Annotated in this window: 12 protein-coding genes; 5 read left to right on the plus strand and 7 right to left on the minus strand. The window is 63.2% G+C overall.

Translation table 11 applies throughout. The features are described from left to right. Positions 1-344 precede the first annotated feature (344 nt). Both AB4118_RS33705 and AB4118_RS33710 read left to right on the plus strand, forming a co-directional pair. Positions 345-1,016 (plus strand): response regulator, encoded by a 672-nt coding sequence (locus AB4118_RS33705; RefSeq protein ID WP_441493846.1) that lies wholly within the window; start codon positions 345-347, stop codon positions 1,014-1,016. Next, on the plus strand, positions 1,009-2,406 hold the full coding sequence (locus AB4118_RS33710) for a sensor histidine kinase (protein WP_441493847.1): 1,398 nt from the start codon (positions 1,009-1,011) through the stop codon (positions 2,404-2,406). The genes AB4118_RS33705 and AB4118_RS33710 overlap by 8 nt, the downstream gene beginning before the upstream one ends. A gap of 91 nt (positions 2,407-2,497) precedes the next feature. On the opposite strand, the gene AB4118_RS33715 is transcribed toward AB4118_RS33710, so the two are convergent. From AB4118_RS33715 to AB4118_RS33735, 5 genes are all read right to left on the minus strand, one after another. Beyond that, the gene (locus tag AB4118_RS33715; protein ID WP_441493848.1) at positions 2,498-3,373 is read right to left on the minus strand and encodes an ABC transporter permease; all 876 of its coding nucleotides are present in this window, start codon (positions 3,371-3,373) and stop codon (positions 2,498-2,500) included. An 11-nt stretch (positions 3,374-3,384) separates the two neighbouring features. Further along, positions 3,385-4,209: an ABC transporter ATP-binding protein gene (locus tag AB4118_RS33720; protein ID WP_441493849.1), complete on the minus strand. Its 825-nt coding sequence runs from the start codon at positions 4,207-4,209 to the stop codon at positions 3,385-3,387. Between the two features lie 100 nt (positions 4,210-4,309). Beyond that, positions 4,310-5,308 (minus strand): ABC transporter substrate-binding protein, encoded by a 999-nt coding sequence (locus AB4118_RS33725; RefSeq protein ID WP_441493850.1) that lies wholly within the window; start codon positions 5,306-5,308, stop codon positions 4,310-4,312. A 187-nt stretch (positions 5,309-5,495) separates the two neighbouring features. Beyond that, positions 5,496-5,825, minus strand: a complete 330-nt coding sequence (locus AB4118_RS33730; protein WP_441493851.1) for a histidine kinase — start codon at positions 5,823-5,825, stop codon at positions 5,496-5,498. A 165-nt stretch (positions 5,826-5,990) separates the two neighbouring features. Next, the gene (locus AB4118_RS33735) at positions 5,991-6,749 is read right to left on the minus strand and encodes a COG4705 family protein (RefSeq protein ID WP_441493855.1); all 759 of its coding nucleotides are present in this window, start codon (positions 6,747-6,749) and stop codon (positions 5,991-5,993) included. A gap of 337 nt (positions 6,750-7,086) precedes the next feature. Here AB4118_RS33735 and AB4118_RS33740 point away from each other — a divergent pair, with 337 nt between their 5' ends. The 3 genes from AB4118_RS33740 (at position 7,087) to AB4118_RS33750 (ending at position 9,409) form a co-directional block, all read left to right on the plus strand. Further along, complete coding sequence (locus AB4118_RS33740) at positions 7,087-7,278, plus strand: PepSY domain-containing protein (RefSeq protein ID WP_441493852.1); 192 nt, start codon at positions 7,087-7,089, stop codon at positions 7,276-7,278. Positions 7,279-7,337: 59 nt separating this feature from the next. After that, positions 7,338-8,000: a response regulator gene (locus AB4118_RS33745; RefSeq protein WP_441493856.1), complete on the plus strand. Its 663-nt coding sequence runs from the start codon at positions 7,338-7,340 to the stop codon at positions 7,998-8,000. A gap of 122 nt (positions 8,001-8,122) precedes the next feature. Continuing rightward, positions 8,123-9,409 carry an ATP-binding protein gene (locus AB4118_RS33750; RefSeq protein WP_441493853.1) on the plus strand — a complete coding sequence of 429 codons (1,287 nt, stop codon included), beginning with the start codon at positions 8,123-8,125 and terminating at the stop codon, positions 9,407-9,409. Positions 9,410-9,742: 333 nt separating this feature from the next. On the opposite strand, the gene AB4118_RS33755 is transcribed toward AB4118_RS33750, so the two are convergent. Beyond that, positions 9,743-10,417, minus strand: a complete 675-nt coding sequence (locus AB4118_RS33755) for a LuxR C-terminal-related transcriptional regulator (protein ID WP_441493854.1) — start codon at positions 10,415-10,417, stop codon at positions 9,743-9,745. Positions 10,418-10,582: 165 nt separating this feature from the next. Continuing rightward, a partial coding sequence (locus AB4118_RS33760; protein WP_472841063.1) for a beta-barrel domain-containing protein occupies positions 10,583-10,807 on the minus strand: 225 nt, incomplete at its 5' end.

Below are 10,807 nucleotides of genomic sequence, written 5' to 3' on the forward strand. Positions count from 1 at the left end.
GGAGTGGTCGCGGCAGCTCCAGCGTTTGGAGCTTCCCTGATGTTTTGAGGGGCTTTTAGGGGCGTTTTCCCTCAGGAAACGCTGAAACACCGTATTTTGACGCGTGGAGAGCACCGGCCTCCCAGGCATGGTCCTTGCTCATGATGTCCTTGCCAACCCGGAGGCAGGGACGCAATGTCCGTCTTTCCACCCGCCCAATGCTGCATTCGAGCAGCGATCGCTCAACGACGGTAGCAGCGATTTCTCAAGCTTCGGCTTTTCCTTCACAGTGCCCGGCCCAACCGTTTAGGAAGGAAGCTCGGAAGGGTTCGTGCCGCCGATTGGCCTGCGAGAACGCGTATCCAATGCGAATACTGCTCGTCGAGGATAACCAGGAGCTGTCCGATTGGCTGGCTCGCCTGCTGCGCAAGAGCCGTTATGTCGTCGACTGCGTGCGTGACGGGAGCGACGCCGACGCTGCGCTTTCGACCCAGGTCTATGATCTCGTCATTCTCGACATGGCCTTGCCTGGCATGGGCGGGATCGAGATCCTCAAGCGCTTCAGGGCTCGCAAGGGTTTGACGCCGGTCATCATCCTCACCGCCAATGATGCGATCTCCAGCCGTATCGCGGGGTTGGACAGCGGCGCCGACGACTATCTGGTCAAGCCGTTCGACCCGCTCGAGCTCGAGGCACGGATCCGGGCGCAGCTGCGACGCAAGCAGAGCGATAGGCTGGTGACGGTCGCCTTCGGTGCGATCGTGCTGGAGACGACCACGCGGCAGTTCTCGGTGGGAGGCTTGCCCCTGCCGCTGACCCAGCGCGAACACGCGGTTCTCGAGACCCTTGTGCTGGCGGCGGGACGCGTCGTCTCAAAGGCGACGCTGACCGATACCGTATTCGGCCTCGACGACGACGCGACCTCCAACGCGATCGAGATCTATGTCCATCGTGTCCGCAAGAAGCTGGAAGGCACCGGCGTTTCCATCGGGACGTTGCGCGGGCTGGGCTATGCGCTGAGGAAGCAGGATGGCTAGGAGCCTGCGAGGCGAGCTTCTCGGCTGGCTGCTGGTTCCGCTCGCCGGTATCGTCGCATTCAACGCCTGGACGGCGCATGGGAGTGCGGTTTCCACGGCCAACCTCGTCACCGATCGCATGCTGCTGGCTTCGGCGCGGGTGATCGCGGAGCAGGTCAAGGAAAGCGACGGCAGCGTCGAGGCGCTGATTCCGCCCTCGGCGATCGAGATGTTCGCCACCTCGGATCGCGACCGGGTGATCTACCAGGTGATCGCGCCCTCGGGCGAGCTGATCGCGGGCTTTCCCGATGTCGCAGGGCCACCGACGCCACCGAGCGACCTGCAACCCGTGTTCTTCTCGGCGCGCTTTCGCGTTGACGACATCCGAGCGGTCGCCCTGGCCCAGCCCGTCGTGTCGAAGACGGCCGGCGGCAATGCCATCGTCATCGTCGGCACCACCTTGCGCGGCCGCGACCGGCTGGTGACCGATCTCTGGCTGAATTCGGTGCGTGATCAGGCGTTGCTGGTGGGGCTCGCCGCGCTCCTGGCGCTCTTCGGTCTGCGGCGCGGCCTCGGACCGCTGCTCGGGCTGCGCAAGGAACTGGCGGAGCGCCAGCCCGGCTCGCTCCAGCCTGTCGAGACGGCGCATCTGCAGAGTGAGTTGAGGCCGCTGATCGGCGCGCTCAATCACGCCTTCGGGCGCATCGAGCGCTATGTGGCCCTGCAGAGGCGCTTCGTCGCCAATGCGTCCCATCAGATGCGGACGCCGCTTGCCGTTCTGAAGACCCAGTCGACCGTCGGTTTGCTCGAAACCGAGATCGCCTCCAAGGACGAAACTCTCCACGCCATCGACCGGGGGCTCGATGCCCTGGCCCGGCTGGTCAACCAGTTGTTGACCTTGGCGCGTGCCGAGCCGGGCGGTGCGGCCCTGCGCAAGGTCCCCGTCGACTTCGCCACGGTGACGCGCGAGGCCCTGGAGGGCCTGGCGCCGATTGCCTTCGAGCGCGAGATCGACCTTGCCTTCGAACTAACGGGCGGAGCGGCCATGCTGCAGGGGCACGAGACGCTGTTGCGCGAGATCGTCGTCAACCTCGTCGAGAATGCGCTGCGCTACACGCCGAAGGGCGGAGCCGTCTCCGTCGCCCTGTCGCAGGCGCAGCGACAGATCCGCCTTGTCGTCGAGGATACCGGGCCAGGCATCCCCGAAGAGGAGCGGGAGAAGGTCTTCGAGCGCTTCTACCGCCTGCCGGGCGCCGGGCCGGACGGCACAGGCCTGGGGCTGTCGATCGTGCGCGAGATCGCCGCAGCGCATGGCGGCACAGTCACGCTCGCCAATCGCTCCGCCGGGCCGGGCCTGCAAGCCGAGGTCATGCTTCCGTCGCTGCCGGCAGCGACGCCGGGCCAGAGCTGACCGACCAAGGCTGAACCGGGCATCGCCAATCACAAACGAGCCTCGCCCGGTCGGCCGACCGGGCGAGGCCTTTTCTGTCGTTGCCCGTGTCTTACTGCGTGTCCTGCAAGGGGGCGGGCCGCCATGTCGCCAGGCCGCGCTCCAGTCGGGTCATCAGGTATTCGGCCAGCAGGGCGACAACCATGATCACGACGATCGCGGCATACATTCCAGCTGAGTCGAAGGAGCCCTTGGCGATGTTGATCAGGAGCCCGATGCCGTAGCGCGCACCGACGAACTCCCCGACGATCGCGCCGATGATGGCGAAGCCGAAGCTCACATGCAGCGAGGCGAAGATCCAGCTCATCGCCGAGGGGATCACCACCGAGCGCGTCAGCTGCCAGCCGCGCGCACCGAGGATCTGGGCATTGGCGATCAGGTTGCGGTCCGCCTCGCGCACGCCCTGGAAGGCGTTGGCGAAGACCACGAAGAACACCATGACGAAGGACAGGGCGACCTTGGAGGCGAGGCCGAGCCCGAAGACCATGATGAAGATCGGGGCCAGCACCACGCGAGGAATCGAGTTGATCACCTTGATATAGATCGAGAAGATGTCGGCCAGCATGCGGTTGCGGCCGAGCGCGATACCGACGACGATCCCGGCGACGGAACCGGTCGCGAAGCCGATCAGCGATTCCTCCATCGTCACCCAGAGATGGAACCAGAGGGGCCCTTCCGACGTGCCCTCGAAGATCCATTCGACCAGGCGCGACCATATCGCGCTCGGGCTCGAGAAGAAGAACTCGTCGATGATGCCGGTGCGCGCGCCGATCTCCCAGCCGCCGAGGAAGGCGAGCAGGATGGCCCAGCGCCAGAACAGGACGAGCTGCGTGCGGCGCCGCGCGGCCTTGGCGGCGGCGGCCTCGATCTCGGCGTTGGACGTCCCGGCGCGATAGACCGGCCCGGAGGCGATTGCGATATCGGCCATGTTGATGCTCCCTAGGCTGCGCGGGCTTCGTCGCGGGCGGCGCCGCGCTGCACTTCGTCGCGCAGGTCGTCCCAGATCGTCTTGGACAGGGCGATGAAGTCCTGCTCGTAGCGGATTTCGCTGACCACCCGCGGGCGCGGCAGATCGACGGGATAGACCGATTTCACCGTCGCGGGGCCCGAGGTCAGCACATAGACCTTGTCGGCCAGCGCAATCGCCTCTTCCAGGTCATGCGTCACGAAGACGACCGAGGCCTTCGCCTCCGACCAGAGGTCGAGCAGTACGTCGTGCATCAGCACGCGCGTTTGAACGTCGAGGGCCGAGAAGGGCTCGTCCATCAGCAGGATCTGGGGCTCGTTGATGAAGGTCTGCGCCAGCGAGACGCGCTTGCGCATGCCGCCGGAGAGCTGGTGCGGGTATTTCGTCTCATGTCCTGTCAGGTGGACGCGCGCCAGCCATTGCCTGGCCTTCGCATAGGCCGCCTCGCGCGGTGTCCCCCGGAAGAGCGGGCCGGCCACGACATTGTCGATCACGTTGCGCCAGGGAAACAGCGCATCGGTCTGGAAGGCGAAGCCGATGCGCGGATCGATACCGTCGACGGGTTCGCCGAACAGGCGGACTTCGCCGCTCGAGGGGCGGGCGAGGCCAGTCACCAGGTTCAGCGTGGTCGACTTGCCGCAGCCGGTCGGGCCGACCACGGCGACGAACTCACCGCGCGCCACACTCATGTTGAAGTCGCGGATCGCGGTCATCGACCGGCCGTCGGGCGTCAGGAAGCGGCGGCTGACATTGATCAGTTCGATCGCCGGGCTCTCTTCGGGAGCGCTCGCGGACATGGCTTCTCCTTCGCCGGCCGGCCGGCGTTCGCGGATCGCAAGAGGCGAAAGGCAGGCAATACGGGCGATGGCCTCACGCCATCGCCCGGGAGTGTCGGACCTATTTGACGTTCTTCACGAACTCGGTCGTGTAGGTCTTCGACAGGTCGATCTGCTTGCCCTGGATGTTCTTCGAGAAGCCGGAGAGCACGGCGAGAACCGTCTCGGGGCCGCCTTGCGGCATCACGCCGTCGAGCGTGAACATGGCCTTCCCGTCGGACAGCGCCTTGACGTAGGCCTCCTTGTTGCCGGCGTAATAGTCCTTCGGCATCTTGTCGGCGATGTCGGCGGCATCATGGGTATTGATGTAGCGCAGTGTCTTGACGAAGGCGTTGGCGAGCTTCTGGACGATCGGCTTGTTCTTCTCGATCCAGGCCGTCTGCATGTAGAGCGAGGCGGCCGGATAGGTGCCGCCGAGCGCTTCCTTGGTCTTCTCGACCGTGCGCATATCGACCAGGACCCGGGCCTCGCCGGTGGCGAGCAGGCGCGAGATCGTCGGCTCCGTCGTCATGCCGGCCTGCATCTTGTCCTGCTGCATGGCCGCGATGAAGGTCGTGCCGGCGCCGACCGGAAGCGAGGTGAAGTCGCCGAGCTTCACGCCGGACTTCATCATCAGGTACTGCGTCAGAAAATTGGTCGAGGAGCCGAGCCCGGTCACGCCGAGGGTCTTGCCCTTCAGGTCGGCCATCGACTTCACGTCGGGATACTTGGACGAGACGAGCTCGACTTCGCCCGGTGCCTGGCTGAACTGCACCACGGACATCACATATTTGCCCTTGGCCTGCAGGTCGACGCTATGGTCGTAGAAGCCGACGACCCCCTGAACCGCGCCGGCCAGCATCTCGTTCTCGGCGTCGACGCCGGCGGCCTCGTTCAGCAGCTCGACATCGAGCCCCTCGTCCTTGAAATAGCCCAGGCTCTCCGCGAGCTTCGCGGGCAGGTAGATCTGCTTCTCATAGCCGCCCACCATGATGGTGACCTTGTCGGCAGCCAGCGCCGATCCGGCTGCAGCCAGAAGTGCGGCGAAAGCAATCGACGATGTTAGAATGCGGGCACGCATGGGCCGGCTCCTTGGTTTTGGTTTCCTGCCACGCTTCCTTCCTCCTTTCGCGGAGGATTGGCTGAACCGTGACGCCGTAAGCGTTAGACCCCGAACCTTTCACCAGACTTTCAGCGCCGCGGTACTCACTTTGCCGTGTCTGCCTGCGCGAGCGGGTTTGCCTTGCGCATGCAGGGATGTTGCGGAGTCAGGTTTTCCCGCTCATGCGGTCCAGCACCGCGAGTAGATCGGCCAATGCTGCCTGGCATTGGGCAGCATCGGGCGCACTGGCGCGCAGTGCATCGAGTGCCCGGTCGATCGCCTTGTCGATCACATGCCAATCGGCGGCTGCGCGTGGCTTCAGGCCCGCCTCCGCATCGTCCCACGTGGTCTCCAGGTTCTTGATGCGGGCCTTGGCGCCAGCGAGATCCCCCTTATCGGCCAATGTCTTGGTGTCGACGACAATCGCGGTGAAAGCTGACATGTCGCCAAGTTTCGAGGCTGCCGCTTGGGCCGAGCCGACAAAGATGGAATTCATAAGCGTCATCCCGGTGCCAACCAAGGGCACAGATGCCAGCGGCAAGAGCGCGATAGCAAGGAAGCGACGTCTATCTGTTGGCATTTGTCTTCTCCTCTTTCAAAATGTGCGACGTTTGTTCGCCGAAATTAGGCCTTGCCTGAAGCTCGATGTTCTCGTGAGAAATTAAACTTCCTCGTTCAGAAGTATTCCAGGTCGGGAACGGTTGGCGCCGATGCTTAGAAAGGCCACGAGCACGACAATGACTGTGAGGAATCCGAGGCTGGTATAGATCGTGCCGAGTCCCAATCCGCCATAAGTCTGCGCCTGGGACATCAGGTCGCCCAGCGAGGCCCCGAGCGGGCGCGTCAGGATGTAGGCGAGCCAGAAGGTGAGTACCGCATTAGCGCCCAAACGGTAGGTGAGGGCGACGACCGCGATCAGGACGCTGAAGACGATTACGCCGACATCGAAGCCTAATCCGAGCGCCTCTGTCGCGAGATCGCCCGAGGCAGTGCCGAGCGCGAACGTGAACAGGATAGCCAGCCAGTAGAACGCCTCACGGCGACTGGTGATGATGGTCCGGATCGAAAGCGTGCGTTCGACCGCATACCAGATCGCGAAGGTCGCAGCTAAGGCCACGGCAAAGCCAGCCGTGCTGACATAGAGGCTGACTTCGAGACGATCCGTCAGCGCATCGGTGATCTGGGTGCCGACGATGCTGACGAGCAACACCGTGAGCCAATATAACCACGGCACATAGCGTCGCATCCGCATCTGCGCGACGAGTGCGGATAAAAAGAGCGCCATCATGATTCCGCCCGTCGGAGCGGTTCCGAGCCCGACATGAACGGCGAGGTAATCCGCGCCTGTCTCGCCGACCGTAGTCGACATGATCTTGATCACCCAGAAGGCGAGCGTCACTTCGGGAACTTTGTTGATCATGGCCGTGGCCGGTGCGCGTGACGGGTCGCTCACGTCAGATCTCCTGTTGTGCAAGCCGGGCTCCAACAGCCGCAGGCGCGGTCGGAGCCCGTGTCGATCCTTGCCGTTGCGGCTTAGCGGCGACTTAGGAACCTGGTCGTGGCCGGCTTGACGCGATGCCGGCCGGGTTCGCTCCTAAGGCTCATCTAAGGGGCAGCTGAAAGAACGGGACGAAGGCGTCCGGAAAGCTGGAGAAAACAACCATTGCCCAACTGTGACCTGATCTGCGCCGTGGCGCTTCTGGCGTGCGCGGCAGAATTCGCCGATCACGACCGCCACCGCTTCTCTGTGCACGGCGGTGGCGGCTGCCACGAAGCGCATGCAGGGCAAGGCCGGTCGCGCCGACTTCGAGAAGCAGAAGCGCGGGCAATGGGTGTATGACGGAGAGGTCGGCGCAGGCGCGAGAGTTTTCGACGTCAAGGTCGATACCGAGAAGGGGATGGCAAGCACCACGGCACAGTTCCGATGCAGGCCGATCGACCCGCGATGACGCGCCCGAGCAGAACAGAGAATCCCCTCCCTCCAAGCCAGGCGAAGACGGGCTGGATCATGCGCATTTTGTTAGTCGAGGACGATCGGATGATCGGGGCGGCGATGGCGCAGGCCTTGAAGGACGCTGCCTACGCTGTTGACTGGGTGGTGGACGCCAACGCCGCTATAGAGGCTGCCGAACTCGAGGCCTATGATATGGCCCTGCTCGATCTCGGCCTACCTAAGGCCGATGGTCTCGACGTTCTTGGCAATTTCCGCCGCTTGCCCCGGCCGCTGCCGGTTATCGTCGTGACAGCGCGCGATGGAGTGGACGATCGGATCAGCGGCCTCGATCTTGGGGCCGACGACTATCTGGTCAAGCCGTTCGAGATTCGCGAGCTGCTTGCACGCATGCGGGCAATCCTGCGTCGTCAGCGCAGCGGCGCCGCGCCAATTCTTAGCGACGGCACGATTAACCTTGATCCAGCGACTTTTGAGGCGACTCACGCCGGCGGAATCAGCCGGTTGACGGCGCGCGAGTTCTCGCTCTTGCAAGCCTTGCTGATGCGCCCTGGCGCAATCCTTTCGCGCGACGAGCTTGAAAGGCGAATCTATGGCTGGAACGAAGAGGTCGAGAGCAACGCGGTCGAATTCCTGATCCATGCGATCCGCCGGAAGATCGGCGCCTCCGCGATCCGCAATGTCAGGGGCGTCGGCTGGATGGTGGACAAGCAGACATGATGGCTTCGCTTCGAGCACGTCTTATCGCTGGCATTGCCCTGCTCGTCCTCATGACCGGACTGGCGGCGGGCGGGCTTGCCATTCGTTGGGCCTTCAACGAGGCGATCGAGCTTCAGGATTCCGTGCTGCTTCAGATCGGCGCGCTTGCGATCGGGAACCGCCTGCAGGCCGCGGCGCCGCCCAGTGAAGTCAATGCCGAGGACCAGGTGCTGGTCGAGGAGTTCGATCCTGCTTCGATCGACATGTCGGGCCGAAACCCTGCGGCCCATCTGCCCGACGGTCTTCACACTATCATACGCACCGATCAGGCTTGGCGGATGCTCCTGCGCACCCGATCCGATGGCAGCCGCATTGCCGTTGCCCAGCCGACCGCGAGCCGAGACGAGATCGCCCGGGATAGCGCCCCGCGCACGATTCTGCCGCTTCTGGCTTTGATCCCCTGCCTGATGCTGCTAACCGGCATCGTGATCCGCCAGACCTTCCGGCCGGTCGCGCGGCTCGCTGCCAAGCTCGACGCCAAGACCTCCGACCATCTCGCAAGCCTGTCTCCCGATGGTATACCGGCCGAGCTTGTACCGTTCATCGCTTCTATCAACCGGCTGCTCGAACGCATCCGAACGGTGTTTGAGCAGCAGAACCGGTTCATCGCAGATGCGGTGCATGAGTTGCGCACGCCGATCACCGCACTCAGCCTTCAGGCTGAGAATCTAGCCCGGACCGGCCTGCCGGCGGAGGGCCAAGAGCGGCTTGCCACGCTGAGAACGGGCATTCAGAGGACAGGACGCCTGTTGGAGCAACTGCTTACTCTCGCGCGTTACGACGCCGCAGGCTCAACCGTCGCGGCTCCCGAAACCCGGTTGGATGACGTGGCGAAGCAAACCGTCGCCGACCTCCTGCCGCTGGCGCGAGCCCGTGCCATTGACCTCGGCTTCGAACATATCGAGCCCGTTACGGTTCGCGTCGATGTGACGATGCTTGCGATCGTGCTCCGCAACCTGATCGACAACGCATTACGGCACTCCAACGCTGGCGGCCGGATTGATTTGAGCGTCACACAGGACGGCGAGCGCGCTCGATTTATCGTCGAGGATACAGGCCCGGGGATTACGCAAGCGGAGCTCGGGCGGATCTTCGAGCCATTCTATCGCGGCCTTCAAGTCCATGGAGATGGTTCCGGCCTCGGCCTCGCCATCGTGCGCCGCATTCTCGACCGGATGGCTGGATCGATCATATTGGAGAACGTGATGGAGAGTGGCCAGCGCGCAGGCCTTCGCGCCGCCGTCATGATACCAAGGGGGTGCTTTCAGCTCGCACTCCTTGCAAGTGTTGATGCCTTTCCTCGTGTGGATGCCGTGCACTGGTGCAGGATGTTGGTCGGCCCGAAGCGGTCCGCATTGGCAAGGACGTAGGCTGTTGCGACTTTGCCCTCCTTCGGGCACCTTCTGTCACAACTACGCAACGTTTGGCGCGCCGTTCTTGAGTTCCCAGGTCAAAATGGCGAGCGCCAAATTCTCAAACTCCATTTCGGCCATTGGATGACGGGCGGCAACGTGGGGGTCGCGAGCCCGAGAGCAGGCGCGAATGTAATGCCTCCGAACTCAACACCATCGAGCGCCGACTTATATGAGATAGCGCGCGGTTCCGTCTGCGGTCTCGTCGCTCTTCACGCATGCGGATTTAGACCGATTTGTGAATGGTACTGATCGGTCCCTTTACTAAAGGCAGACAGGATCGCTCTTCCTTCAGGGGCGGAACCTTGTGGTCGCCGGGATGTTCGCCGTGGCAGCCAGGCTTTGCGCGGCGATGACGACCTCCAGGCGATTACGGGCATTCAGTTTGGCCATCAGAGCAGTCATGTGGCCCTTGATGGTCTTGGTGCTAAGCGAAAGCTCGCGCGCGATCTCGCTGTTCATCTTCCCGCAAAGCAGCAGTCTGACAATCTGCTCCTCCCGGACGCTGAGCCTGTTACAGGCCGGCTTATTTCGTTCGAGTGTCTTGTCCTTCAAGGCGCATATGAGCTTATTCGCGAATGAGGGACTGACATAGACGTCGTTGCGCTGCGCGGACTGAAGGGCATGAATGAGGTCCTCTGCCGGGCTGCTCTTTAGGACATAGCCCTTCGCCCCGGCACCCAGTGCTCTGATTGCATCATCCGTGCTGACCGAGGCCGTGAACACGATAATCTTCATCGTGGGCGCGATCCTCATCGCGTCTGCAATCGCCCTATAGACATCCCCCGCCATACCGAGATCGACGATCATGTCATCGGGCCGATGGCTGCTGGTGATCGACACCATATCGTCCGCGACATTTCCGGTCGCGGCGAGCGTGAAACCGCCGCATCGTTCCAGCAGCGCGGCGATCCCCTCCCTTAGCACGGGGTGCTCATCAACGATTGCGACCGAACGATCCTGCATGACTTTTCCCCTCTACGTTACCGTCCTAGGTCGAATGAGATGGTCGTGAGGGCAAAACCCTTTGCGATCGGGTAGGCGCTCCATGTTGGACCAACGCTGGTCGCCTGACAGATCTCCTCCCCTTCGGTAATTGCCGTTCCCTGGCGCAAATCGAACATGTTCACCTCATCTCTCCTTGAAGATCCTGTTGGCGTGGTCTGCGAAGGGCTTTGTCAGGAACGAGAGCGCGGTGCGTTCCTCCGTGGTGATGAAGACCTCGACCGGCATTCCGGGCTGGAGCTTGCGGTCGCCGAGGGCGGCGACGAGATCGCCGTCGATCTGGATCTCGCCGGTGTAGAAATTGGCGCCGGTGGTGGGGTCGCGGGTGGTCGCCGGGGAGAGATGGCTGAC

This window comes from Allobosea sp. 2RAB26 (assembly GCF_052115465.1).
Classification (GTDB): domain Bacteria; phylum Pseudomonadota; class Alphaproteobacteria; order Rhizobiales; family Beijerinckiaceae; genus Allobosea.

Coding starts and splice junctions, on each gene's coding strand:
- AB4118_RS33705 (WP_441493846.1), top strand. CDS start 345: ATGCGAATACTGCTCGTCGAGGATAACCAGGAGCTGTCCGATTGGCTG.
- AB4118_RS33710 (WP_441493847.1), top strand. CDS start 1,009: ATGGCTAGGAGCCTGCGAGGCGAGCTTCTCGGCTGGCTGCTGGTTCCG.
- AB4118_RS33715 (WP_441493848.1), bottom strand. CDS start 3,373: ATGGCCGATATCGCAATCGCCTCCGGGCCGGTCTATCGCGCCGGGACG.
- AB4118_RS33720 (WP_441493849.1), bottom strand. CDS start 4,209: ATGTCCGCGAGCGCTCCCGAAGAGAGCCCGGCGATCGAACTGATCAAT.
- AB4118_RS33725 (WP_441493850.1), bottom strand. CDS start 5,308: ATGCGTGCCCGCATTCTAACATCGTCGATTGCTTTCGCCGCACTTCTG.
- AB4118_RS33730 (WP_441493851.1), bottom strand. CDS start 5,825: ATGAATTCCATCTTTGTCGGCTCGGCCCAAGCGGCAGCCTCGAAACTT.
- AB4118_RS33735 (WP_441493855.1), bottom strand. CDS start 6,749: ATGATCAACAAAGTTCCCGAAGTGACGCTCGCCTTCTGGGTGATCAAG.
- AB4118_RS33745 (WP_441493856.1), top strand. CDS start 7,338: ATGCGCATTTTGTTAGTCGAGGACGATCGGATGATCGGGGCGGCGATG.
- AB4118_RS33755 (WP_441493854.1), bottom strand. CDS start 10,417: ATGCAGGATCGTTCGGTCGCAATCGTTGATGAGCACCCCGTGCTAAGG.